Here is a 23633-nt window from a genome sequence, read left to right as displayed (position 1 = left end):
ATGGGAGGTTCCCTTGCTTCAGATCCCGAATCGCAAGCTGTCCGAACTCAAGCCTCAGCCCGCCCAGCTCGATCGCTTCGAACTCGCGTCGCGCGATGAGCTCGCAGCCTGGCAGCGCGAGCGCCTCGCCTGGTCGCTGCGCCATGCCTATGAGAACGTGCCGCACTACAAGGCAAAGTTCGATGCGGCGGGCGTGCATCCGGACGATTTCAAGGATCTGGGCGACCTCGCCAAATTTCCTTTCACCACCAAGGCCGACCTGCGGGACAATTATCCCTTCGGCATGTTTGCCGTTCCGCAGAACCAGATCGCCCGCGTGCACGGCTCGTCCGGCACCACCGGCAAGCCCACGGTCGTGGGCTATACCAAGCGCGACATCGACACCTGGGCCGACGTGGTGGCTCGCTCGATCAGGGCGAGCGGCGGCCGCCCTGGCATGAAGGTGCATGTCGCCTATGGCTACGGCCTCTTCACCGGCGGCTTGGGCGCGCATTACGGCGCCGAACGGCTCGGCTGCATGGTGATCCCCATGTCGGGCGGCATGACGGAGCGCCAGGTGCAGCTCATTCAGGATTTCCAGCCTGACATCATCATGGTGACGCCATCCTACATGCTGGCGATCCTCGACGAGTTCAAGAAGCAGGGGCTCGACCCGCGCCAGTCCTCGCTCAAGGTCGGCATCTTCGGCGCCGAGCCCTGGACGAATGCCATGCGGATGGAGATCGAAGAGGCTTTCGACATCCATGCGGTCGACATCTATGGCCTGTCCGAAGTCATGGGACCGGGCGTCGCCTGCGAATGCGTGGAGAGCAAGGATGGACTGCACATCTGGGAAGATCACTTCTATCCCGAGGTGATCAACCCGGTGACCGGCGAAGTCCTTCCCGACGGTGAGGAAGGCGAACTCGTCTTCACCTCGCTCACCAAGGAGGCGATGCCCGTCATCCGCTACCGCACCCGGGACCTGACGCGCCTCCTGCCCGGCACGGCCAGGGCCATGCGCCGCATGGAGAAGATCACCGGCCGCACCGACGACATGATGATCATCCGGGGCGTCAACATCTTCCCGACCCAGATCGAGGAGAAGCTCCTCACGATTCCGACCCTGTCGGGGCATTACCAGATCATCCTGACCCGTGAGGGCCGGATGGACCAGATGGAGATCCGGGCCGAGATCCGGCCGGATGCCGACTACCCGGAAACCCGCAAGGCCGCCGCCGAGCGCCTGAGCCAATCCATCAAGGATACCATCGGCATCACGGCTCATGTAAACGTTCTCGATCCTGAAGGCATCGAACGCTCTCTCGGCAAGGCGAGACGCGTGATCGATCGCAGACCGAAAGAATAGAAGAGTCCCATGGCCCGCACCCGTGCCACCGATTATGACGACAAGCGCCGGGCGATCCTCGATCGCTCGGCCGAACTCTTTGCGGAGCACGGTTATGACCGCGCCTCCATGAGCAAGATCGCAGAAGCCTGTGGGGTCTCCAAAGCCAATCTTTACCACTACTACAGGGACAAGGAGGAGCTGCTCTTCGACGTCATCCGATTCCACCTCGAGGAACTGCTCGAAGTGGTGGAGGCTGCCGACAATCCGGATCTCTCACCCGCAGAGCGCCTGAAGGAACTGGTCGCGGCTCTCCTCGAGGCTTATCGGGATGCCGACGCCCAGCACAATGTGCAGATCAACGGCATGCGCCTTCTGCAAGCGGACCGTCAGGGCGAACTCAAGGCGGTGGAGCGTGACCTTGTAAAAATCTTCTCCGTTGCCGTGGCAGGCGTGGCGCCGCAGATCAAGGGAACCAAGCTGCTCAAGCCCGTGACCATGTCCCTCTTTGGCATGATCAACTGGCATTATCTCTGGTTCAAGAGTACCGGCGAGGTGACTCGCGCGGATTATGCCGAACTCGTCTCGCAGCTCATCGTGGATGGAACCCGCAATCTTCATGGGGAACCCGCCGCCTCGTCACGGCGGGTCAGCGCTGCGGAATAGAAATTTCTTATCGATCAGGGATCACTGCAGCGAGGCTTGATCGCCGATCTCGGGCGCCGCACGCCCTGGAACGGCAAGTCCGAAGTGCGACAGCATCGGATGGACGAGGCTCTGCCACTGGGCGGTCAGCTCCTCCCGACCTTTCTGGCGCAATCCGTATTTCCGATGCTGGGCGAAATGATCCGACGTGCTGCTGCCGAAGGTGTCGGCCACGCGAGGATACCAGTAATTGACCGATGCCTGAGCGTCGGTCCTGTCGTGTCCTCTGTCCAAGGCTGCCTGCAACCCCTGCTGCCCGAGTTCCGCGTGGCGCTTCTCGGCAGGAAGGATCTCGGCAAGCGCGTCGGCAAGGGGCTGGTAGGAACCGCGCGTCAACTCGTCGAGCTGCACAACGGTGGCCTGCCCCATCAGGCAGTTCATGACCACTGCGTCGACCCAGCCGTTGATCGGATAGTGAAAAACGTTGAGGCGCATGTCGCCTTCCATGCGTCGCGTCCCGAGATTGACGCTGCGGTCGAGACGGGATGCCCAGGGATGGGCGCCCACATACTGGGCCGTATTGGCGCCGAACTGCTCCATCAGGTCCAGAACCTGCCTGGCATGGTTGAACTTGTCGAAGACGATCCGGGTCGCGATGATCCGCTCCTTCAGACCCGGAGCCAGGTTGATGCAATCGGCGAAGCCCGAGGCACCCGCCATCTCCGAATCGATGAAGATCGCCATCAGGCGCATGAGCTCGCCGCGATAGCGCGGCGTGACATTCTCCGGCGCACTCAACCGGCCGCCGCCGGCTATGAAGTTGACGAGATCCTCATCGTCGAGCATGGGAGCCACTCCCTCGTCATTTATCGAAATCGACCAGGATCTTGTCGCTGACGGGATAGCTCTGGCAAGTCAGGATATACCCGCGGGCGATCTCGTAATCCTCAAGAGCGAAGTTCGCATCCATATCGACCTCGCCTTCGACCAGCATCGCCCGGCAGGTGGAGCAGACCCCCCCCTTGCAGGCATAGGGAAGCTCAAGCCCTTCGGCCGTGGCGGCATCGAGGACCGACATGGTCCCCTTTTCGAAAGTAAGGCTCCGGGCTCGCCCGTCGATGACGATGGTGGCCTCGCACAGGTTCTTACGATCCTCCGTGGCCATCTCCTCGGGCCGACGCTGCCGGCGGCTCGGCGTCGAAGTGGCGAAGAGTTCGAACTTGATCTGGCGCTTGTCGAGACCATGTTCCTCGAGGCTTTGCGCGACTCCCAGCATCATGTCCTGCGGCCCGCAGATGAAAGCGGCGTCGATGGACGACGCATCGATCCAATGGTCGAGGAGCTGATCGCACTTTTCCTTGGTCAGGCGCCCGTTGAAGAGGTCGATGTCCTGCTGCTCGCGGCTGAGGATATGGATCAGGCTGAAGCGGTCGAGATGCTCGTTCTTGAGATCCTCCAGTTCCTCGCGGAACATGATCGAACTCGAAGCGCGGTTGCCGTAGAACAGCGTGAAGGAGGATTGCGGCTCGGCAATCAGCGTTGTCTTGACGATGCTGAGCAGAGGCGTGATCCCGCTGCCCGCCGCGAAGCCCACGAAGTGACGCTTGCGGGTTTGATCGAGAGGCACGAAGAAATTGCCCATCGGCGGCATGGCCTCGATGACCTCCCCGGGTGCGAGCTGCTCGCTGGCCCAGCTGGAGAATGCGCCGCCGGCGATTCTCTTGATGCCGACGCGAAGCCTGCCCTCCATCGGCGTCGCGCAGATTGAATAGGACCGGCGCACCTCGTCGCCGTCGATGGTGGTGCGCAGGGTCAGGTACTGCCCCGGCGAGAAGCGGAACGCCTCCTTGTGCTCATCCGGCACGTCCAGCGTGAGGATGATCGCATCACGGGTTTCGCGTCGCACATCGGCAACGGTGACGGGATAGAACTTCGTCATGGAGCGTCCGCTCGTTTCAGATGCACTTGAAGTAGTCGAAAGGCTCGAGGCAATCGTCGCACCGGTACTGCGCCTTGCAAGGCGTCGAACCGAATTCGCTGACGCGCGAGGTATTCTCGGACTTGCAGCGTGGACAGGCGATTGTCAAAGGCTTGCGCAGGAAGCGGTCGAAAGGCGATGGCCCGCCGGCATTCTCGGCAGGCGGCGCGATGCCATAGGCCTCCAACCGCCGCCGTCCTTCCTGGGTGATCCAGTCGGTCGTCCAGGGCGGCGAAAGGCGTCGCTCGATCCGCAAGGAGTCGATGCCCTTAGCCCTCAGGGCCGCCTCGATCTCGAATGCGATGACGCTCGTTGCAGGGCAGCCCGAATAGGTGGGCGTGATCGCGACGACCAGTTCATGACCATCCCACTGCACATCGCGAACGATCCCGAGGTCCATGACGGAGACGGCCGGTACCTCCGGGTCGGGCACCTCTTCCAACCAGTGTCTGATCTGATCCGGATCCGGGCGCGTCAGGCTGTCAATCATCGGTCCCGCGCTCCTCACCACGTTGCGTTGGGATAGGCCCGCTGCAGGAATTGGAGATCGGCCAGGATGTAGCCGAGATGTTCGGAATGGATGCCGCGCTTGCCGCCCTTCTGGGCCCAGCCGGGTTGCGGGAGGCTCAGCGTCGCCTCCGCGGCCGTCGCCCGGACGAGTCCGAGCCAGGGCTCGTGCAGCGTCGCTAGATCGGGGCCCAGCCCCTCCTGGACCATGGCCCGATCGATCTCGTCGCTCTCGAACAGCTCACCCGTATACATCCACAGATCGTCAATGGCGGCCTGCATCCGACGATGGCTCTCCTCCGTGCCGTCGCCGAGGCGCAGAACCCAGTCGCGGCTCCGCTCGAGGTGGTAGGTGACCTCCTTGAGGCTCTTCGCGGCAATCTCGGCGATCCGGGGATCCTTCGATCCCGTCAGCTCGCGCAGCAGCAGGTAATGCCACGCATCGAAATAGAACTGGCGCGCCATCGTGGCGGCGAAGTCGCCGTTCGGCTGCTCGACGAGAAGGACATTGCGGAAATCGCGCGCATCGCGAAGATACGCGAGCTTATCGGCATCCCGCCCCTTGCCTTCGACCTCGCCCGCGAGATTCAGCCAAAGCTGGGTCTGCCCGATGAGGTCGAGGGCAACGTTGGAGAGCGCCAGGTCCTCCTCGAGGGCTGGCGAATGCCCGCACCATTCCGACAGGCGATGCCCCAGGATCAGGGCATTGTCGCCGAGGCGCAGCAGATACTCGAAGAGAGCGTCCTGCCCGTTCATTACATATGCCCCAGTTCTTCAGGGATCTCATAGAAGGTCGGGTGGCGGTAGACCTTGCTGTTGGCGGGATCGAAGAGCGGTCCCTTCTCGCCGGGCGAACTCGCCGCAATATCGGACGCCTTCACGACCCAGATGCTGACGCCCTCGTTGCGGCGCGTATAGACGTCACGCGCATTCATGATCGCCATCTCGGCATCGGGCGCGTGCAGGCTGCCCACATGGCGGTGCGCCAGGCCGTGCTGGCTGCGGATGAACACCTCCCAGAGAGGCCATTCCTTCTTGTCGGTCATGTCCTGTCTCCCGCTTACGCAGCCTTGGCCTTTGTCCGTGCCGCCTTTTTGGCCGCATAGGCGTCGGCCGCATCGCGCACCCACTGCCCCTCTTCGTAGGCCTTCACGCGCGTGCGCAGGCGCTGGCGGTTGCAGGGGCCATTGCCGGCAATGACCTGATAGAACTCGTCCCAGTTGATCTCGCCGAAATCATAATGGCCGCGCTCCGCGTTCCATTTAAGGTCGGGATCGGGAACGGTGAGGCCGAGGTATTCGGCCTGCGGCACGGTTTGGTCGACGAATTTCTGACGCAGCTCGTCGTTGGAATTGATCTTGATCTTCCAGCGCATGGACTGGGCGCTATGCACCGAATCCGCATCGGACGGGCCGAACATCATGAGCGACGGCCACCACCAGCGGTTCAGCGCATCCTGCGCCATCTTCTTCTGCTCGGGCGTCCCGCGGGCGAGCTTCGTCATCGCGTCATAGCCCTGCCGCTGGTGGAAGCTCTCCTCCTTGCAGATGCGGATCATGGCGCGGGAATAGGGCCCATAGGAGCATCGCTGCAGCGGCACCTGGTTCATGATCGCGGCACCGTCGACGAGCCAGCCGATGGCACCGATATCGGCCCAGGTGAGCGTCGGATAGTTGAAGATGCTGGAATACTTCGCCTTGCCGCTGTTGAGCTGTTCCATGAGTTCGTCGCGGCTCACGCCCAGGGTCTCGGCTGCGCAGTAGAGATAAAGGCCGTGGCCGGCCTCGTCCTGCACCTTGGCCAGCAGGATCGCCTTGCGCTCCAGGGTCGGCGCCCGAGTGATCCAGTTGCCCTCCGGTTGCATGCCGATGATCTCGGAATGGGCATGCTGCGAAATCTGCCGGATCAGGGTCTTGCGATAGGCCTCCGGCATCCACTCCTTCGGCTCGATCTTGATGTCGGCATCGACGCGGTCCTGGAAGGCCTGCTCTTCCGGAGACATCTCCTCCTTGGAGCGGACATGCTCGACGCCCGTTTTCACCATCTGTGCATACACGGCGCTTCTCCCTGACTTGGCGGTCTTTTCCCGCCCGGTGGCGAGGACGAGATCGATAGGCGCAGGCGGCATGCCTCTCCGGCTTTCCGCAGGCATCTCTAATATGTCACATAAACTAGTTTATTCAATAATTTTCTGTAACATATTCGTCAACCGATCTTCAATGCGGCAACAGGCTCCGCGGCCGCGAACCGCCGCCCGAAATCCCGGTCGACCGGGGGCAGCGGTCCCGTATCGTTCTGGGCATGGGCATCGATCCAACGCTCTGCCGCTGGGAACAGCGTCCTGTAGATCGTGCCGCAGAGAGTGCGGGCCGCTGTTCCGGCCCAGGGCTCGGGGAGGAGCTGCGCCGGCAGCAGCGGGTCTTTCAGGACGGCCCGGCGGTAGTCGTGGATCAGGAGGATACGGACCAACAGCGCATCGAGATTCGTGAAGCCGGCACCCCGCTCCAGGGCGCCAAGGGTTCCCGAATATGTGTCGATGAAACGCCTGTAGCGGCTCTCGATCTCTGCCAGGGGCCATGCCCGCTCCACCAGCCTCCGGGCCGTCGCCAAGTCGGCCGGGGTTGCGGCAAGCCTCAGGAAAGGGCCCGTCCCATCGATCAATGCCGTGGCCGCCAGCAGGAGATCCGGGCCCAGGGCTCCGTAGCCTGTCGCCGAGAGTTCGTTCTTCAGTGCGCTCCGGTCCTGGGCATTCTCAAGCAGCAGAAGGTCGAAGGCCCCCTGCCAATCCTGGGGTGGGGCGGCGTAGATCCGCTGCGTGGCCTGGGCGAAAGCTTCCTCCCCTTGCGGCGCCAAGCGGTAATAGCTGTTGCGCCCGACCTTCCAGCGTTCGAACCAGCCCTCGGACACGAGTCGGGACAGGGCCGTCCGGACGAGCGTGTCGCTGATGCGGAAGGCCCGCATGATCTCGTGCAGGGATGCCAGGGACAGAACCCCGCCCCTCGGCACCACCGCATCCCCGAAGACGGTCACGATCAGCGAGCCAGCCCGGATCGGTGTCCGCTCGTGGAACTTGTCCAGCAGGGTCTCTACGAACGCGACCATGCACGCCTACTCCGGTCCTCTGTGGCCGAGGCGACATTTGCCTCGTCGGCCCATTCTGCCCTCACCTACCCACTCTTTGCCATGCCTGTCGAGCTATCCCATCGGCCCTGCGCCCTTCGCGAAATTCCTTGACTAACCGGCCGGTCGGTTAATAATGCGACAAAGATCCGGCGATGCCAATGCCGCCCGTCACAGCATTCCAAGGTGCCCCAATGAGACTCGAGAGCTTCGTTCGCGGAAGTTGGATGTCGCCCGGCCAGGAACTGGCCGATATTCACAGTGCCGTCACCGGCAATGTGGTCGCCCAGGTCGCCAGCGGGGGCCTCGATATGGGCGAGGTGCTGGCCTATGCCCGCCAGGTCGGCGGTCCCGCCTTACGGAAGCTCACCTTCCACCAACGCGCAGAACTGCTGAAACGCCTTGCCGTTTATCTGTCGGAGCGCAAGGAGCAGCTCTACACGCTTTCCTTCCAGACCGGCACCACGCGAACCGACAACTTCATCGACGTGGACGGCGGCATCGGCACCCTCTTCGTCTATGCCTCCAAGGGGCGCCGCGAGCTGCCCAACACCACCTTCCTTCTGGATGGAAATGTCGAAGCCCTGTCAAAGGGCGGCAGCTTCGTCGGCCAGCACGTGATGACGCCGCTCCATGGCGTCGCCGTTCACATCAACGCCTTCAACTTCCCCTGCTGGGGCATGCTCGAAAAGCTGGCGCCCGCCATCCTGGCCGGTGTGCCGGTGGTCACGAAGCCCGCGACGATCACGTCCTATGTGGCGCATGCCCTCGTGCGCATGATCGCAGAATCCCGCATTCTTCCCGAAGGTGCGCTGCAATGCATCGTCGGTTCCACGGGCGATCTTTTCGACCACCTGACCTGTCAAGACGTGGTCTCGTTCACGGGCTCCGCCGACACCGCCCAGAAGCTGCAGCGGCACCCGGTCATCGCACGCGAATCCGTGCGCTTTATCGCCGAGCGCGACTCGCTCAACGCCGCCATCCTCGCACCCGATGCTGGACCGGGAACGCCGGAATTCGACCTCTTCATCAAGGAGGTGGCCAAGGAGATGACGGTCAAGGCCGGCCAGAAATGCACCGCCATCCGGCGCGCCATTGCACCCAACGCCCTCGTGCCTGCCGTGATCGAAGCCCTGGGCGAGCGGCTTTCCAAGATCAGGGTCGGCAACCCCGAACTCGAAGGCGTCCGCATGGGACCGGTCGTCGGCCTCGGGCAGCGCCGGGACGTGCTCGCACAGGTGGCGAAGCTGCGCACGGAAGCGGATATCGTCGTCGGCGATCCCGAGAACTTCACGGTCGAGGGTGCCGACCGGGAGCGCGGCGCCTTCATTCCCCCTCTCGTGCTGCATTGCCCGGACCCGATCCGGGCCACCAACGTGCACAGCATCGAGGCTTTCGGCCCCGTCTGCACCGTCATGGGCTATAACGGTCTCGATCAGGCCGTAGCCCTGGCGAACAAAGGCGACGGCAGCCTTGTCGCCTCGCTTTACACCTATGACCCTGCCGCGGCGGCCGATCTCGTCTTCGGCGTCGGCGCCTTCCACGGGCGTCTCGTGCTGATCGACCGCGACTGCGCCAAGGAGCAGACCGGACACGGCTCCCCGATGCCTCACATGGTCCATGGCGGGCCGGGGCGCGCCGGCGGCGGCGAGGAACTCGGCGGCATGCGCGGCGTGCACCACTACATGCAGCGCACGGCCCTGCAGGGTTCGCCCGCCATGCTCTCGCGCGTGACGCAGAGTTGGATCAAGGGTGCGCCAACGATCGAGGAAGGACGGCATCCGTTCCGCTACTACTTCGAGGACCTCGCCATCGGCCAGACCTTCGTGTCGAAGGAACGCACGATCACCCTCGACGATATCGAGCATTTCGCGGAATTCACCGGCGACACCTTTTATGCCCATATGAGCGAGGAAGCGACGAAGAATCACCCGTTCTTCCCTGGCCGCGTGGCTCACGGCTATCTGCTCCTGTCCTTCGCGGCAGGCCTCTTCGTCGACCCGGACCTCGGGCCGGTGCTTGCCAATTACGGTCTCGATTCCTTACGGTTCATCAAACCCGTACAGCCGGGCGAGACCATCAAGGTCCGGCTGACGGCGAAATCCAAATCGCCGCGCAACGAGCAATACGGCGAGGTACGGTGGGACGTGGAGATCATGACGGACAAGGGTGAAACGGTTGCGACCTACGAACTCCTCACGATGAACGCGGTGCGCCCATGACGGCGGCGGCCTCGCCCGAGGGTGTCGATCCGGTCAGGTTGATTGCCACAAACCCGGTCGCCCTGATCGAGATCGACAATCCTCCGGTCAATGCCACGTCCCAGGCGGTCCGAGCGGGGTTGCTCGCGGCGATCCAGGAGGTCGATCGCAATCCGCGAATCGAGGCCGCGGTCATCGCCTGCGCGGGAAAAACCTTCGTTGCCGGGGCCGACATCCGCGAGTTCGGGCAGGTCCCGCGCGAACCGCACCTGCCCGACGTGATCAACGCCATCGAGGCCTGTTCCAAGCCCGTCGTCGCGGCCATCCAGGGCACGGCCCTCGGCGGCGGCTGCGAGATTGCGCTGGCCTGCCATGCCCGCGTGGCCGACCTAGGCGCAAGCCTGGGCCTGCCCGAGGTCAAGCTCGGACTGGTGCCTGGGGCCGGCGGCACACAGCGCCTGCCTCGGCTCGTCGGTCTGGAGGCCGCTCTCGATCTCGTCACCAGCGGACGCGCCGTCAAGGCGCAGGAAGCCCTGCGTCTCGGCCTCATTGACCGGCTTTCCGCCAGTGATCTGCGCCAGGATGCGATGGAGCTTGCGCGGGAGCTGATCGGTCAGCCGCTGCGCCGCACCGGCGAGCTATCCGTGCCGGCGATGGATGCGGAAGCGGCCTCGGAAAAAAACGCCGAAATCCGCAAGAAAGCCAGGGGCGCGCAGGCTCCCGGCAAGGCCGCGGAGCTTGTTCTGCTATCCGCAAGCCTGCCGCTTCAAGACGGCATGGCGCGGGAGCGCGAGACCTTCCTCGAACTGCGGTCCTCCGACCAATCGGCGGCCCTGCGGCATGCCTTTTTTGCCGAACGGGAGGTGATGCGCCTGCCGGGGCTCAATAAGATCGAGCCTCGCCCCGTCCAGAAGGTCGGGATCGTCGGGGCAGGAACCATGGGTTCCGGGATCGCCATTGCCTTTGCTGATGCGGGTTTCGACGTCAGGATCGTCGAGACGAGCGAACAGGCTCTCAACGCCGGGCAGACACGGGTTGCGGAGGTTTACGACAAGCAGGTTGCGAGCGGCCGGATCACGGCGGCCGCGAGGGACGAGCGCCTTCAGGCCATCGGGTATGCGGTTGGTACGGCCTCCCTGTCAGATCGGGACCTCGTGATCGAGGCGGTGTTCGAGGATCTGGAGGTCAAGCGCGCGCTTTTCCGCGATCTCGACGCCATCCTGCCGCCTGGAACGATCCTGGCAACGAATACCAGCTACCTTGACATCTCGTTGATAGCCGCTGCCACATCGCGGCCGGCCGACGTGGTGGGCCTGCATTTCTTCAGCCCGGCCCATGTGATGAAGCTTCTCGAGATCGTCCGGACCGATGCGACCGCCGCCGACGTGGTCGCCACGGGGCTTAATCTCGCCAAGCGCCTGCGCAAGATCCCGGTCGTCTGCCGGGTCTGCGACGGCTTCGTGGGCAACCGCATCCTGTCGCGCTATCGTCAGCAGGCGGAGTACCTGCTCGAGGAAGGCGCCCTGCCGCACGAGATCGACGCGGCTCTCGAAGCCTTCGGTTTCCCGATGGGGCCCTTCGCCGTGTCGGACCTCGCCGGGCTCGACATCAACTGGGCGCGCCGCAAGCGCCTGGCGCCCACCCGCGATCCGCGCGAGCGCTACGTGGACATCGCCGACCGCCTCTGCGAGGCGGGCCGCTTCGGCCGCAAGACCGGCGCGGGCTGGTATCGTTATGAAGGCGGCAAGCGCGAGATCGACCCGGTCGTGACGGTACTCGTGGAGGAATCCTCGCAGCGGCGCGGGCTGACACGACGCGCGATTTCGGCGGACGAGATCCAGTCGCGCATCCGCGCGGCCATCGTCAACGAAGCCTGCAAGATCCTCGACGAGCGCATCGTCGAGCGGCCGCTCGACGTCGATGTGGTGATGATGCACGGCTACGGCTATCCGGCCTGGCGCGGCGGTCCGCTGTTCGAGGCGGACCACATCGGACTGCAGCCGATCCTCGCGCAGGTGCGGGAGCGTGCGGCTCAGGACGGGCCCGGCTGGGAACCGGCCGGGAGCCTTGTCGACCGCGCCGCGTCGGGAGCGAAGTTCTATCCATAAGTGCATCGAACGCAAAAGTGGGAACCGATTTTGCGTGAAGAGATGCGCAAAACCAAAAACCTGAAGCATCGGGCGTGACTTCGAATTCTCGTCCGATGCTCGAAACACAGACTGCAATAACGAGAACCGGGGGATCCTTCATGTTCGATCGGGCGACCGCCGAGGCGATGCTCGGGAGCGTCTTCGCGCCATGGGTGCAGGCGCTCGACCTCTCCATCGAGAGCCTCGACAAGGAGAGCGCCACCTTACGCATGCGGTTCTCCGAAAAGCTGTGCCGCGACAACGGCGTGATCTGCGGGCAGGCCCTCATGAGTCTCGCCGACACCGCGATGGTGTTCGCCGTGTCCTCCGCCGGAGGTGCTTATCGGCCGATGACGACGGTCGACCAGACCATGCACTTCCTGCGGCCGGCGGCGAATGCCGATGTGCTGGCGGAGGCAAAGGTCATCCGTCTCGGCCGCACCATGGCGTTCGGCAGCGTGACGCTCACGACCGACGGCGACGCGCGGCCCGTCGCGATGGCGCAGCTCGCCTATGCGTTGTTGGGTTGAGGGCAGGTAGAGGCTCGTCCGACATTCTCAGGAGACTGGATCAATCCGCGTCTCCTAAGCCCTCATCCTGAGGAGCGTAGCGTCTCGAAGGACGAGGGCGTCTCCAGAGACCGCTGGAGCCTCCTTCGAGACGCAGCTGCGCTGCTCCTCAGGATGAGGATGGTGGTTTATGAGAGTGACGCTCAAAACGGCAGCGCCACGCTCGTCTTGATTTCCTTCAGGATCACGTTGGTGCGCACAGTGCGGATGCCCGGCAGCCGGAACATGAACTCGTCGAGAAACGCATTGTAGGCCTTCATGTCGCGCACGACGACGCGCAGGTGGTAATCGGCGTCGCCCGTGGTCGCGAAACACTCCATCACCTCGGCGCGTGCCGTCACGCGCGACACGAACTCGTCGACGAATTTCGCATCGTGCCGCTCCAGCGACACGTGCAGGATCGCCGAGGTGGCGAACCCCGCCTTCTCCCTGTCCACCAGGGCCGAGTAGCCCACGATCACGCCCGTTTCCTCCAGCGAGCGCACGCGCCGCCAGCAGGCCGAGGTGGACATCCCCACATCATCGGCGAGCTGCTGGTTCGTCGTGCGGCCCTCCTTCTGGAGCTGCACCAGAATGTGCTCATCCTGCTTATCCAACACGGCGCTGCCCTCCCTGGCAGGTTCTGTCATTTATAGCCCCTATTTTAGCGATATCTACCGCAAGATGGGGCTTGTCGGGGAGGAATAGGAAACATCTACCAGCCGTTCGGGATTATCCTTGTAGCCAACGAAGAATGCGCCCTGCTTCGGGAGGAAGCTGATGAAAAGCGTTCCGACACTCGATTCCTATCAGCTCGCCGACCGCTATGCCCGCGAGACAGGCCGGGTCTTCCTGACAGGCACCCAGGCCATCGTCCGCATCGTGCTCGACCAGGCCAAGCGCGACAAGGCGGCGGGGCTCGACACCGCCGGCTTCGTGTCCGGCTATCGCGGATCGCCGCTGGGCGGCGTCGATCTCGAACTCTGGCGCGTGAAGGAGCAGCTGAAGGACAACCGGATCGAGTTCCTGCCCGCCGTCAACGAGGACTTGGCCGCGACGGCCGTTCTCGGCTCGCAGCAGGTCGAGACCAATCCAGACCGGCAGGTGCAGGGCGTGTTCGGCCTCTGGTACGGCAAGGGCCCGGGCGTCGACCGTTCGGGCGATGCGCTCAAGCACGGCAACGCCTATGGCTCGTCGCCCCATGGCGGCGTTCTGGTGATCGCCGGCGATGACCATGGCTGCGTGTCCTCCTCCATGCCGCACCAATCCGACGTCGCGTTCATGAGCTGGTTCATGCCGACGCTCCATCCAGCAAGCGTCGCCGAGTATCTCGAATTCGGCGAATACGGTTATGCGTTGAGCCGCTTCTCCGGCATGTGGGTCGGCTTCAAGGCCGTATCGGAGATCGTCGAGTCCGGTGTCTCCGTAGCACTGCATCCGCCGCGTCAATTCATCGAGCCCGATTTCACGCCGCCGCCGGGCGGCCTGCATTATCGCTGGCCGGACCTGCCGGGACCGCAGATCGAAGAGCGCATGGAGGCGAAGAAGCATGCGGTCTATGCCTTCGCGAAGGCCAACCCGATCGACCGGCGCATCTACGACATCCCGAATGCGAGCTACGGCATCGTCACCGCGGGCAAGGCCCATCTCGACCTCATGGAGGCCCTGCGCCTCATCGGCCTCGACGAGGCCGCCTGCCGCGAACACGGCATCGACATCTACAAGGTCGGCATGGTGTGGCCGCTCGCCCTGCACGACGCGCTCGAATTCGTGAAGGGCAAGCGCGAGATCCTCGTGATCGAGGAAAAGCGCGGCATCATCGAAAGCCAGTTCAAGGAATATTTCTACGATTATCCGGGCTCGAAGCCAGAGCGCATGGTCGGCAAGCACGACGAGACCGGCGAGCGGCTCATTCCCTGGACGGGAGAACTCTCACCGCGCTTCCTCGCGGGCGTTCTCGCACAACGCCTCGACCCGATCTTCCCCGATCTCAATCTCGCGCAGCGCGCCGCCGCGCTGACGCCGGAACCGGAGCGCGTGATCACTGTTTCGGGTGCAACGCGCACGCCTTACTTCTGCTCCGGCTGCCCGCACAACACCTCGACCAAGGTGCCGGAAGGCTCGAAAGCGCTGGCCGGCATCGGCTGCCATTTCATGGCGAGCTGGATGGACCGGGAAACGTCGTCGCTGATCCAGATGGGCGGAGAGGGCGTCAACTGGGCGGCGTCATCGAAGTTCACCGGCCAGGGGCACATCTTCCAGAACCTCGGCGAAGGCACCTATTACCATTCCGGCTCCATGGCGATCCGGCAGGCCATCGCGGCGGGCGCCAACATCACCTACAAGATCCTGTTCAACGACGCGGTCGCCATGACGGGCGGCCAGCCTGTCGACGGGCCGGTCAGCGTCCATGCCATCGCGCACAGCGTCCGGGCCGAGGGCGTGTCGCGCATCGCGCTCGTGTCGGACCATCCGGAGAAGTTCGATTCCGCCGACCTGCCGAAGGGCGTGACGATCCACCCGCGCGAGGATCTCGACGCGGTGCAGAAGGAATTGCGCGAGATCCCCGGCGTCACGGTGCTGATCTACGAGCAGACCTGCGCGACGGAAAAGCGCCGTCGCCGCAAGCGCGGGCAGATGGAGGACCCGAAGCGCTTCGCCTACATCAACGACCTCGTCTGCGAAGGCTGCGGCGATTGCTCGGTCGCGTCCAACTGCCTGAGCGTCGAGCCGAAGGAGACGCCGTTCGGCCGCAAGCGCAAGATCAATCTCTCCACCTGCAACAAGGACTTCTCCTGCCTGGAGGGGTTCTGCCCCAGCTTCGTCACCGTGGAAGGCGCCGCGCGCCGGGCGAAGACCACGAGCGGCTTCGATGCCGCCGCGCATGCTGCGACGCTGCAATCCCCTGCCCTCCCCGAGCTTTCGAAGCCTTTCGATCTTCTCGTGACCGGCGTCGGCGGCACCGGCGTCGTCACCATCGGGGCGCTCATCAGCATGGCGGCGCATCTCGAAGGGCGCGGCGTGTCGGTGCTCGACTTCACGGGCTTCGCGCAGAAGTTCGGGCCGGTGCTGAGCTTCGTCCGCCTCGCGGCGGGTCCCGATGCGCTGCATCAGGTGCGCATCGACCAGGGCGCGGCCGACGCGCTGATCGGCTGCGACCTCGTCGTCAGCTCCTCGCCCAAGGCCTCGGGCACCTATCGGCACGGCACGCGTGCCGTGGTCAACACCGCCGAGATGCCGACCGGCGACGTGGTGCGCTTCCGCGATGCGGATCTCGCCGGCCGGACGCGGCTTCGCGCCATCGAGCGCGTGATCGGCACCGGCAACATGGCGACGCTCGACGCCAATGCTCTTGCCGAGACACTGCTCGGCGACACGGTCTACGCCAATGTGATGATGCTCGGCTTCGCGTGGCAGCAGGGCCTCGTGCCGGTGTCGCTCGAAGCTCTCTCCCGCGCCATCGAGCTCAACGGCGTCACCGTCGAGCGCAACAGGCAGGCCTTCGCCTGGGGCCGGCTGCTCAGTGCCGATCCCGATGTCGTCCACCAGGTCGCAGGCGATAAGCCCGAAGAAATCGAAACGCTCGACCAGGTGATCGCCCGGCGGGTTGCGTTCCTGACCGCCTATCAGAACGCCGCCTATGCGGCCCGTTTCGAGTCCCTGGTGGCGCGGGTGCGCAAGGCCGAGAGCGCTCTCGGCTCGGAAACGCTGACCGAGGCTGTCGCCCGTTCGCTCTTCAAGCTCATGGCCTACAAGGACGAATACGAGGTCGCGCGCCTGCACATGGAGACGGGCTTCCTCGACGAGCTGAAGCAGCAATTCGAGGGCGATTTCACCGTGCATTACCATCTGGCGCCGCCGCTCCTTCCGGCGAAGCGCGATGCGCGCGGCCGCCCGAAGAAGCGCAGCTTCGGCCCCTGGCTTCAGACGCCCCTGTCAGTCCTCGCCCGGCTGAAGGCGCTTCGCGGCACCCCGTTCGACATCTTCGGCTACACGGCGGAGCGGCGCACGGAGCGGGGACTCATCGGCTGGTATGAGGGGCAGGTCGAGGGGATCCTCGGCCATCTCGGTCAGCGTCCCTTCGCCGACCTCGTGGCCATCGCCAAGGCACCGATGGACATCCGCGGCTACGGCCCGGTCAAGGAAGCGGCCATCCATCAGGTTCAGTCACATGTCGAGACTCTGTGGAAGCGTTCGGCAGCGGAGCCGCAGGTGATCGACAGCCGCGCACCGCAGGCTGTTCGGGCTTGAGGGCAGTTCCTTCCCGGCAAGGCCGAGCGCCCGGTTACACCGACGTCATCACCGGGCTCGTCCCGGTGATCCCGATTGATTGAGACGAAGCGCTTCTCGGATCGAGATGGCCGGCACAAGGCCGGCCATGACGTTAGAGGGATGCCACGGAAAACGCCGCGGATTTGCCTCAAGTCCCCTAACCCACTCCACGCTGCGTCGCCGCCATGACCTGCGTCAGGGCGGCGACCAGATCGTCCGGGAGGATGGGCTTGTGCAGGAACGCCGCGTTAGGCGGCATGTCGCCGGGGCCGGGATCGGCCTTGCCGGAGATGACGAGAACGCCCACCTCGGGCCAGCCCTGGCGAACGAGGCGCGCGAACTCGAAGCCGTCGATGGAGCCCGGCATGTCCACGTCCGTGAGAACCACGGAGATGTCCGGACGGGTCTTCAACAGCTCGAACGCCTCGTCGGCATCCTGAGCCTCCACGACCCAGAACTCGGCCTCGCGCAGAATATCGACCTGCGTCAGACGAACGAGCGGCTCGTCTTCAACCAGGAGTACGACCGGCTGCTTTACGATTCTGCGATGGGGTTTCATGCACGTTCAAACGAGCCTGCTCCGATCCGGTTCCCACGGCTCGCACAGGCGTGAGTGCGTCCAAGCCTTTTGAGACGCCAACCTCATCCTGAGGAGCAGCGCAGCTGCGTCTCGAAGGATCGTCCAGTGCTCTCTGAAGACGCCCTCGTCCTTCGAGATGGCCTGGCGGCCTCCTCAGGATGAGGGCTCAAGAACAGGCGGTGTTTTACTTCAGGAACGCCTAGCCTTCGCCGTGAGCTGTTTAATCCGGTCGACCACGTCCGTTGACGGGTACGGCTTCTTCAGCAGCGGCCCGGCCTCGCACAGGGTCGCGGCGATATCGGCCGAGCGTTCCGCCCCGGAGGTGAGGATCACCTCGGTGCCCGGCTTGTTGGAGCGGATCCAGCGCGCCAGACCGAAACCGTCCATGGTTCCGTGCATCTCGACATCGCTGAACACCACGTCGACGGCGACCTCAGGCGATTGGAGGATCGCCACGGCCTCCTCGGCGTTCACGGCCTCATGGACCCGGTAGCCGCATTCACGCAGGTAATCCGCGATCACGAGCCGAATCAGCACCTCGTCCTCGACCACGAGAACGGTTGGAAGCAGAGATTCGGCATCGGCCGTGATATTTGTCGAGAGGGTGCTCACGGCATTCTAACCGCTGAGCTTTCGTCCTGGTTCCCTCTTCGGTTCCCTTGCGCCTCACGGGGGTTCGGGCCAGTTGAGGCTGCGCATGACGAGGCCGACGACCTGGGACGCGGGATAGGGCTTGCGGACGAGAGGGCCGAGGCCGCCCGGGTCGACGCCACCGTCCTCGGAGGTGACGATGATCCTCATGGGCTTCTGCCGGGCGCCGGCGAGATGGGCGGTCTCCAGCCCGCTTTGCGCCCCCGGCAGATCGAGGGCGATGAACAGGAGGTCGACCCGGACGGCATCGACCACCGTCAGGGTCTCCTGGGCGGACCCGGCTTCCAGGACCCTGAAGCCCGCGCCTCGCAGCTCGTCGCTGACGAGGCAGCGGACCCGGACGTCGTTTTCGGCAACGAGGATGGTGGGAGGTGTCCGGCGTGGAAGAACCGTGACGGATGCAGCGCTCATTCTTGCCCCTGACGCGATACAATACGCGGACAACGTGCGTCCATCCCAAGGGTTCTCCCGCAAATTCCGGCCGATGTCCTTCGATCTGCTGGTCTGACAGGGCGGAACAGTCTATCAATGGGTGCGTTTCGCGCTCACTCCCTCCACTCCTTCACGCTGCGTTGGCCTCTTGTCCGATCCGAAACCCTTAGGTGTCATTCTCCTGGTGGAAGACGAGCCGCTCGTGCGGCTGGTGGCGGCCGAGATTCTCATGGAGGCGCATTTCCGCGTGATCGAGGCGGCCGGTGCGCAGGAGGCCCTGACGGTCCTGAAGGCCGAGGTCGGCATCGACGCGGTGCTGTCGGACGTCGAGATGCCGGGCGGCATGAACGGCTACGACCTGGCCTGGCAGATCCACCGGGGCTGGCCCCGGATCGGGCTCCTTATCGCGTCGGGCCGGGCGTGGCCGCGGGAGAACGATCTGCCCCCGGGAGCGGTCTTCCTGGCCAAGCCCTATTCCCAGGCGACCCTGCTGTCCCACGTCCGGGCCGCCGTCGAGGCCGCCCGGACCCAAACGCAAAACGACGCGGGCGGAGACGCCGACGCTCCGCCCGTTCCGAAGACTGCCTGAAGGCCCCGACGGCCTTCAGCGCCCTTGTGGCTCTTGAGCATCGGACCCAAAAGTGGATTTGCACTTTTGGGACCCAATCCGATGCTCCACTCCTTGAAGAGCGTATCGTTCGGGCGGAAAACCGGATCCACTTTTCTCTACGCGGCCCTCGGGTCCGCACGATGCGCTAGGCCGCCCGTACCCCTTCAAGGAAGCCTTCGACCTCCCGGCTCAGGGCGTTCGAGTTGGCCGCCAGCTCGCCCGCCGCGGCAAGCACCTGGGATGCGGCCGAACCCGCATGGGTCGCGGCGCCCTGGACCTGGACGATGCTCTCGCTCACGTCCTGCGTGCCCCTGGCCGCTTCGCTGACATTGCGCGCGATCTCCTGCGTGGCCGCCTGCTGTTCCTCGACGGCGGCCGCCACGCTGGTGGCGATCTGGTGCACCTCCTCGATGGTAAGGCTGATGTCGCGGATGGCATCGACCGCATCCTTGGTCGATTGCTGGATCTGGTGGATATGCGCGCCGATATCCTCGGTCGCCCGGGAGGTCTGGTTGGCGAGCTCCTTCACCTCGGCGGCCACGACGGCGAAACCCTTGCCGGCCTCGCCGGCACGCGCCGCCTCGATGGTGGCGTTGAGCGCGAGAAGATTGGTCTGGCTCGCGATGGTGTTGATGAGAGCGACGACCTCGCCGATCTTCTGCGCGCCCTCTGCCAGCGTCTCCACGAGCGCGTTGGTCCTGCGCGCGTTCTGCACGGCGCGGGCGGCAGCGACCGAGGTCTGCGACACCTGCGAGCCGATCTCGTTGGACGAGGCCGCGAGCTGCTCCGCCGCCGCCGCAACGGCCTGCACGTTGCTCGAGGTTTCCTCGGCGGCCGCCGCCACCGAGTTCGATTGCTGGTTCGTCTGCTGCGCGGTCGACGCCATCGAGCGGGCCGTCGCCTCCATCTGCTGCGCGGCGACGGACAGATGCTGCACGAGGCCGCCGACGCTTCCTTCGAAGCTCTGGGCGAGCGCCATCATGTCGACGCGCCGCCGCGCCGCCGCCTGCTTCTCGGCCTCGGCCTGCGCATGCCGCAGGTTCTCGGCTTCCTGCATGGCGCCGGCGAAGACCTGCGTGGCCTGCCAGATATCGCCGATCTCGTCCTTGCCCACCTTGGCCTGCGGCAGGTGGTAATCACCCGAAGCGAGCCTGCGGATGGCGTCGGTCACGCGCTTCAGGGGCTGGGCGATCTGCCGATGGCCGACGAGCCAGCCGATCATCAGCGCAAGGACGGTGCTGGCAAGCGCGATCCCGATGAGGAGCATCAGGCGCTGGTCGTAGAGTTCGGCCGCGCGCCGGTTGACGGCGTCGATCTCCTCGCTGCCGCGCTTGGTCAGCGCATCGATGCTGATCTGGAAGGCCTTCCGGTTGGCGCGGTTGGCTTCGTTGTTGCCCTGCGCATTCGCGGCGGCGGGCGAGACTTCGGCACCCAGGCGGACCGTCTCGGAGCGGAATTTCCCAAACTCCGCCGCATCCCTCACGACCGCATCGAACAGGGCCTTGCCGTCGGCCGGGACGATCGGCTCCCATTCCTTCAGCAGCGAATCCATGTCCTTCAAGGTGGCGAGGAGCCCGTCGCCGAACTTGCGGGCCTCGGCATTATCCTTCGACGCATAGATGCCTCTGGCTTCCATGACCACGTGCGTCACGAGCCGGTTGAGCCGCTCGCCATAAAGGGCGCGCGTGGCCGCAAGGCGGACATCGTCGACAGCCTGATGATAGGCCTGCAACGTGTTGATGCCGACAACGGCGGTCACGACCGCGACAAGGCTTAGAGCCGCCACAAGCGCAAAAATCTTCGTCCTAATCTTCATGATAAACCCCGGGCGGTCGAAGCCGCCGCAACATCCTTGAACGACCAGTCACGGTAGCGCGCGTTGGCTTGCGCGAGGCTTGTTTGAATCCTGCACTCACCCTTTGGAGGTATACGGCCGAGATTCGTTGCTTCAGGTGACGAATTCTTAAGCATAAGCTCATAGGAAATATTGCACGCGGTTTTCAACGTGGCGGTTCCCATGGGCATTCGGTTCGACAAGGTTTTGGAGCAGGTGGCCAGGGCTGGAAGCGCCAGGGAACACGTCTCCACGGCCGAGCGGAGGGAGCGCAAGGTAAAGCGCATCGAGGAATCCATCCGCGCGCGCGAAGCCGTCGGTGACCGCATCGTGATGTGCCTGGGCCTGGCCCTTACCCTGTCGGCCATCGGCCTGCCGGTCTATGCCCTGCATTTCAGCGAAAGCTACACCTATCTCACGAGCGCCGTGGCCGACACGACCATCGGCAAGGCCGTAACGGCGAACCTGACTCGCACAATCGACCTGAACCCCGCAACGACGGGGTCACTGGCGAAGAAGGACGTCGAACAGACCGCAAGTCGCAAGGGCGATACGACAAAGAGCGCCAGCAGAGACCCGCAGTTTCAACGCTACGTTCTCCATCGGGCCACGGGTGAATCCGCCCTGATCGAAGGCCCCGACGGCATATGGTGGGTCACGCCCGGCATGACCCTGCCCGGAATCGGCCAGGTGATCTCCATCGAGCGTTCCGATGCCGGTTGGGTGGTCCTGACGACCGAGACCATGATCACGCAGTCGCCCGCGCGGGCGTCGAGCTAGAGCATCTCTCGGTGAAGTAAAACCGCTTCACCGTCAAAAAATGCGGCAAAGCAAAGAAGAGAGATGATTCCACGCAAGTGGAAGCAGCTCCAACACAGGCGCCGCAGAGCGCTCGAGCGCCTCCTCACGTCCTCGCAGAGACCGAAAGCGGCTTCGCTCGACATGCCTGACGATTACTTCGTCGCGGTCGCGACCGGCACGGCCTGGTTACCGAGCCAGACCCAATCCGCACTGTCCGACCCTTCCCGCTTCACATAGCGATAGCCCGTCTGCTGCCAGGGCAGAACGGCGTTGCGCTTGTTATCGAGAATGTAGTCGCCGCGATCTGTCCTCGCCATGAGAACCGCGTGGCCAGCGCCCAGTTCGTCGATCACCACGGTCATGCGCATGGCCCGCTGCGGCAGGCCGGCCTGCGTGAGACGGCGGCGCTTGAGCAGCTGAATGTCCTCGCAATCGCCCATGCCGTCATCCGGGTAATCCCAGCGATCCGCGACGCCCCAGTGATCCTGGTCCGTGACCGGCAGGATTTCCTTGTTCACCTGCTCGTTCACGTCGACGATCAGCTTCCAGGTCGCCTGATCGAGAGCGATGGTATCGGGCTCCGAAGGATTGTACGCGCATTCCTGCGGCAGCTGCGTGCAGAATTCGATCCAGGCCGGCGTCGGGCCGGCGGCTCCGACGGCAAAAAGCGTATCGCCGGGCGCCCGCACGGCGAATTGAGGAAATTCGAGCGCCGATCCGGCTCCGGCCGTGGCGGACAGGATAAGGGCCGCGAGACCTGCCCAAGCAGCGAGGCGATGAAGGCGTTTACTGCGCCGTCCTGAATCTCTGAAAGTAATCCCGCACATGCCCCGCACCTGTTCAGCTTTATTATTTTCAACAAAGCTGTCAGCAGCGGATGCCCGGCGCAAGCGCGAACTTGTCGCAAGATCACGAACGACCCTGCACTGTTGACTTCCAGCAACAGAACAAGCAATCGGCGCCCGGGACCTCTCCGAACAAAGAGGAAAGATCAGTATCGGGGCGCCGCCAATACAAGCGCGTGTCTTTCAGCGCCCGGTTGGCATCCAAGGCCGCGAAACGTCACGCCTGGCAGGATTGCGGAAGACTTCTCTGCGACATCGCACACGAACGTCGCTCTTTCACTCGGTGCCTTCGCGCAAAAAGGCACGGCTTCTTTCAGGGCCGTCCCTGCGCCATGCTGCGACTTCTCGCCCAATGCCTCGTTCTTGCAGACGACATCATGAGGCGAACGACGGGCATTCCAATCAGCCCGACCAGGGATGCTGCGACGACGGGCACCAGAACGACTGCCACGGATCTCTCCTCATCACACGGAGGTACACCTTCCATATGAGGCAGGAACCTTGCCCGAACCTGTCGCGCGAACCTTGTGATTCACTACACTTGCAGGAAAAACTGCATCCGCTCCGGATCGCCAGTATAGTGCAGGCTCGGAACGAGTTTCGATCGGCCTGGGGGAAAGTCTTGAGAACGCTCTTCGCGACACTTGCAGTTGCCCTCGGCGCCGGCGGCTGCGTGCCGGCTGTCCAGGAACCCCTCGCCCTGTCGTGCTCGGACTATATCGGCAAGCCCATATCGGCGCGCATTGCCGCCTGGGGTCCGCCGCGAACGGTCTATCGGATCAGCCCGGCCCAGGTCGGCTATATCTTCGAGAGCAAGCAGACCGCCTTCGTCGGCGGCGAGCCCTATTACACGGTGAACTACATGATCGGCGCCGACAAGCATCACGCGCCGGTGCGCAAGGTCACGACCATCTGCAGCGGCCTCTTCATCGTGAACGCGCCCACCGATACTGTTCCGGTCGATGAGCGGATCGTTGTGAACGTAGTGTCGGCGAAAGGCTAGATTAGAGCATTTTCCGATCAGGCTGCATCGTAACCGGCGGCGTTGAAGTAATTTCTGCATTCGTCTGGCGTGAAGAGATCGATGATGTGACCGATGGCGGACCAGAGTCCTTCGACTGATCGTTCGGCCGCTTTCCGGAGCAGGGCCTTG

At 64.1% G+C, this 23633-nt stretch carries 22 protein-coding genes and 1 pseudogene; 9 read left to right on the top strand and 14 right to left on the bottom strand.

Annotated features, from left to right (window positions below; genetic code table 11):
• Positions 1 to 13 precede the first annotated feature (13 nt).
• Both paaK and AB4097_RS13165 read left to right on the top strand, forming a co-directional pair.
• On the top strand, positions 14 to 1348 hold the full coding sequence (paaK, locus tag AB4097_RS13170; protein ID WP_442040196.1) for a phenylacetate--CoA ligase PaaK: 1335 nt from the start codon (positions 14 to 16) through the stop codon (positions 1346 to 1348).
• Positions 1349 to 1357: 9 nt separating this feature from the next.
• Entirely contained in the window at positions 1358 to 1993 is a 636-nt protein-coding gene (locus tag AB4097_RS13165; RefSeq protein ID WP_442040194.1) for a TetR/AcrR family transcriptional regulator, read from the top strand.
• Between the two features lie 21 nt (positions 1994 to 2014).
• On the opposite strand, the gene AB4097_RS13160 is transcribed toward AB4097_RS13165, so the two are convergent.
• From AB4097_RS13160 to AB4097_RS13130, 7 genes are all read right to left on the bottom strand, one after another.
• Positions 2015 to 2818, bottom strand: a complete 804-nt coding sequence (locus AB4097_RS13160) for a Phenylacetic acid catabolic protein (protein ID WP_442040192.1) — start codon at positions 2816 to 2818, stop codon at positions 2015 to 2017.
• A 16-nt stretch (positions 2819 to 2834) separates the two neighbouring features.
• Complete coding sequence (gene paaE / locus AB4097_RS13155; protein WP_442040190.1) at positions 2835 to 3911, bottom strand: 1,2-phenylacetyl-CoA epoxidase subunit PaaE; 1077 nt, start codon at positions 3909 to 3911, stop codon at positions 2835 to 2837.
• A gap of 16 nt (positions 3912 to 3927) precedes the next feature.
• Positions 3928 to 4440: a 1,2-phenylacetyl-CoA epoxidase subunit PaaD gene (paaD, locus tag AB4097_RS13150; RefSeq protein WP_442040188.1), complete on the bottom strand. Its 513-nt coding sequence runs from the start codon at positions 4438 to 4440 to the stop codon at positions 3928 to 3930.
• Between the two features lie 14 nt (positions 4441 to 4454).
• Positions 4455 to 5213 (bottom strand): 1,2-phenylacetyl-CoA epoxidase subunit PaaC, encoded by a 759-nt coding sequence (paaC, locus tag AB4097_RS13145; RefSeq protein ID WP_442040186.1) that lies wholly within the window; start codon positions 5211 to 5213, stop codon positions 4455 to 4457.
• On the bottom strand, positions 5213 to 5503 hold the full coding sequence (gene paaB / locus AB4097_RS13140; protein WP_181050377.1) for a 1,2-phenylacetyl-CoA epoxidase subunit PaaB: 291 nt from the start codon (positions 5501 to 5503) through the stop codon (positions 5213 to 5215). Before paaB ends, paaC begins: the two co-directional genes overlap by 1 nt.
• A 14-nt stretch (positions 5504 to 5517) precedes the next feature.
• Positions 5518 to 6513, bottom strand: coding sequence for a 1,2-phenylacetyl-CoA epoxidase subunit PaaA (paaA, locus tag AB4097_RS13135; RefSeq protein WP_442040296.1), 996 nt, complete (start codon positions 6511 to 6513; stop codon positions 5518 to 5520).
• Between the two features lie 149 nt (positions 6514 to 6662).
• Positions 6663 to 7559, bottom strand: coding sequence for a PaaX family transcriptional regulator (locus AB4097_RS13130; protein WP_442040183.1), 897 nt, complete (start codon positions 7557 to 7559; stop codon positions 6663 to 6665).
• A gap of 212 nt (positions 7560 to 7771) precedes the next feature.
• On the opposite strand from AB4097_RS13130, the gene paaZ reads away from it, so the two are divergent.
• The 3 genes from paaZ (at position 7772) to AB4097_RS13115 (ending at position 12437) form a co-directional block, all read left to right on the top strand.
• Complete coding sequence (gene paaZ / locus AB4097_RS13125) at positions 7772 to 9799, top strand: phenylacetic acid degradation bifunctional protein PaaZ (RefSeq protein ID WP_442040181.1); 2028 nt, start codon at positions 7772 to 7774, stop codon at positions 9797 to 9799.
• Entirely contained in the window at positions 9796 to 11886 is a 2091-nt protein-coding gene (locus AB4097_RS13120) for a 3-hydroxyacyl-CoA dehydrogenase NAD-binding domain-containing protein (protein ID WP_442040179.1), read from the top strand. The genes paaZ and AB4097_RS13120 overlap by 4 nt, the downstream gene beginning before the upstream one ends.
• A 140-nt stretch (positions 11887 to 12026) precedes the next feature.
• Positions 12027 to 12437, top strand: coding sequence for a PaaI family thioesterase (locus tag AB4097_RS13115; protein ID WP_442040177.1), 411 nt, complete (start codon positions 12027 to 12029; stop codon positions 12435 to 12437).
• 182 nt (positions 12438 to 12619) lie between these two features.
• On the opposite strand, the gene AB4097_RS13110 is transcribed toward AB4097_RS13115, so the two are convergent.
• Positions 12620 to 13105 (bottom strand): Lrp/AsnC family transcriptional regulator, encoded by a 486-nt coding sequence (locus AB4097_RS13110; protein WP_442040175.1) that lies wholly within the window; start codon positions 13103 to 13105, stop codon positions 12620 to 12622.
• A 130-nt stretch (positions 13106 to 13235) separates the two neighbouring features.
• Between AB4097_RS13110 and AB4097_RS13105 the strand changes: the two genes are divergently transcribed.
• Positions 13236 to 16706, top strand: a complete 3471-nt coding sequence (locus tag AB4097_RS13105) for an indolepyruvate ferredoxin oxidoreductase family protein (protein ID WP_442040173.1) — start codon at positions 13236 to 13238, stop codon at positions 16704 to 16706.
• A 178-nt stretch (positions 16707 to 16884) separates the two neighbouring features.
• Here the strand turns inward: AB4097_RS13105 and AB4097_RS13100 are convergent, their stop codons facing one another.
• The 3 genes from AB4097_RS13100 to AB4097_RS13090 all read right to left on the bottom strand — a co-directional run bounded on the left by AB4097_RS13100 (position 16885) and on the right by AB4097_RS13090 (position 18369).
• Positions 16885 to 17286: a response regulator gene (locus AB4097_RS13100; protein ID WP_442040171.1), complete on the bottom strand. Its 402-nt coding sequence runs from the start codon at positions 17284 to 17286 to the stop codon at positions 16885 to 16887.
• 210 nt (positions 17287 to 17496) lie between these two features.
• Positions 17497 to 17919: a response regulator gene (locus tag AB4097_RS13095; protein ID WP_442040169.1), complete on the bottom strand. Its 423-nt coding sequence runs from the start codon at positions 17917 to 17919 to the stop codon at positions 17497 to 17499.
• A 54-nt stretch (positions 17920 to 17973) separates the two neighbouring features.
• Positions 17974 to 18369, bottom strand: a complete 396-nt coding sequence (locus tag AB4097_RS13090) for a response regulator (RefSeq protein ID WP_442040167.1) — start codon at positions 18367 to 18369, stop codon at positions 17974 to 17976.
• 169 nt (positions 18370 to 18538) lie between these two features.
• Here AB4097_RS13090 and AB4097_RS13085 point away from each other — a divergent pair, with 169 nt between their 5' ends.
• Entirely contained in the window at positions 18539 to 18979 is a 441-nt protein-coding gene (locus AB4097_RS13085; RefSeq protein ID WP_442040165.1) for a response regulator, read from the top strand.
• Between the two features lie 166 nt (positions 18980 to 19145).
• On the opposite strand, the gene AB4097_RS13080 is transcribed toward AB4097_RS13085, so the two are convergent.
• A complete protein-coding gene (locus AB4097_RS13080; protein ID WP_442040163.1) occupies positions 19146 to 20816 on the bottom strand; it encodes a methyl-accepting chemotaxis protein in 1671 nt (556 codons plus the stop codon).
• Positions 20817 to 21017: 201 nt separating this feature from the next.
• On the opposite strand from AB4097_RS13080, the gene AB4097_RS13075 reads away from it, so the two are divergent.
• Positions 21018 to 21614 carry a hypothetical protein gene (locus tag AB4097_RS13075; RefSeq protein WP_442040161.1) on the top strand — a complete coding sequence of 199 codons (597 nt, stop codon included), beginning with the start codon at positions 21018 to 21020 and terminating at the stop codon, positions 21612 to 21614.
• Positions 21615 to 21787: 173 nt separating this feature from the next.
• On the opposite strand, the gene AB4097_RS13070 is transcribed toward AB4097_RS13075, so the two are convergent.
• A complete protein-coding gene (locus AB4097_RS13070) occupies positions 21788 to 22462 on the bottom strand; it encodes a transglutaminase-like cysteine peptidase (protein ID WP_442040159.1) in 675 nt (224 codons plus the stop codon).
• 640 nt (positions 22463 to 23102) lie between these two features.
• Here AB4097_RS13070 and AB4097_RS13065 point away from each other — a divergent pair.
• Positions 23103 to 23483, top strand: a complete 381-nt coding sequence (locus AB4097_RS13065) for a hypothetical protein (protein ID WP_442040157.1) — start codon at positions 23103 to 23105, stop codon at positions 23481 to 23483.
• Between the two features lie 17 nt (positions 23484 to 23500).
• Here the strand turns inward: AB4097_RS13065 and AB4097_RS13060 are convergent.
• Positions 23501 to 23633, bottom strand: a pseudogene (locus tag AB4097_RS13060) (IS630 family transposase); the annotation flags it as partial.

Origin of the sequence: Microvirga sp. 2MCAF35 (genome assembly GCF_052115545.1) — a bacterium.
In the GTDB taxonomy this organism is placed as follows: Bacteria; Pseudomonadota; Alphaproteobacteria; order Rhizobiales; family Beijerinckiaceae; genus Microvirga.
Note: the sequence above shows the minus strand (reverse complement) of the source record. Positions and strands in the feature narration are given on the sequence as shown.

Excerpts from the sequence above, each read along its gene's own strand:
- AB4097_RS13165 (WP_442040194.1), top strand. The coding sequence starts at position 1,358 with ATGGCCCGCACCCGTGCCACCGATTATGACGACAAGCGCCGGGCGATC.
- AB4097_RS13160 (WP_442040192.1), bottom strand. The coding sequence starts at position 2,818 with ATGCTCGACGATGAGGATCTCGTCAACTTCATAGCCGGCGGCGGCCGG.
- paaE (WP_442040190.1), bottom strand. The coding sequence starts at position 3,911 with ATGACGAAGTTCTATCCCGTCACCGTTGCCGATGTGCGACGCGAAACC.
- paaD (WP_442040188.1), bottom strand. The coding sequence starts at position 4,440 with ATGATTGACAGCCTGACGCGCCCGGATCCGGATCAGATCAGACACTGG.
- paaC (WP_442040186.1), bottom strand. The coding sequence starts at position 5,213 with ATGAACGGGCAGGACGCTCTCTTCGAGTATCTGCTGCGCCTCGGCGAC.
- paaB (WP_181050377.1), bottom strand. The coding sequence starts at position 5,503 with ATGACCGACAAGAAGGAATGGCCTCTCTGGGAGGTGTTCATCCGCAGC.
- AB4097_RS13130 (WP_442040183.1), bottom strand. The coding sequence starts at position 7,559 with ATGGTCGCGTTCGTAGAGACCCTGCTGGACAAGTTCCACGAGCGGACA.
- paaZ (WP_442040181.1), top strand. The coding sequence starts at position 7,772 with ATGAGACTCGAGAGCTTCGTTCGCGGAAGTTGGATGTCGCCCGGCCAG.
- AB4097_RS13120 (WP_442040179.1), top strand. The coding sequence starts at position 9,796 with ATGACGGCGGCGGCCTCGCCCGAGGGTGTCGATCCGGTCAGGTTGATT.
- AB4097_RS13115 (WP_442040177.1), top strand. The coding sequence starts at position 12,027 with ATGTTCGATCGGGCGACCGCCGAGGCGATGCTCGGGAGCGTCTTCGCG.
- AB4097_RS13110 (WP_442040175.1), bottom strand. The coding sequence starts at position 13,105 with ATGACAGAACCTGCCAGGGAGGGCAGCGCCGTGTTGGATAAGCAGGAT.
- AB4097_RS13105 (WP_442040173.1), top strand. The coding sequence starts at position 13,236 with ATGAAAAGCGTTCCGACACTCGATTCCTATCAGCTCGCCGACCGCTAT.
- AB4097_RS13100 (WP_442040171.1), bottom strand. The coding sequence starts at position 17,286 with ATGAAACCCCATCGCAGAATCGTAAAGCAGCCGGTCGTACTCCTGGTT.
- AB4097_RS13090 (WP_442040167.1), bottom strand. The coding sequence starts at position 18,369 with ATGAGCGCTGCATCCGTCACGGTTCTTCCACGCCGGACACCTCCCACC.
- AB4097_RS13080 (WP_442040163.1), bottom strand. The coding sequence starts at position 20,816 with ATGAAGATTAGGACGAAGATTTTTGCGCTTGTGGCGGCTCTAAGCCTT.
- AB4097_RS13075 (WP_442040161.1), top strand. The coding sequence starts at position 21,018 with ATGGGCATTCGGTTCGACAAGGTTTTGGAGCAGGTGGCCAGGGCTGGA.
- AB4097_RS13070 (WP_442040159.1), bottom strand. The coding sequence starts at position 22,462 with ATGTGCGGGATTACTTTCAGAGATTCAGGACGGCGCAGTAAACGCCTT.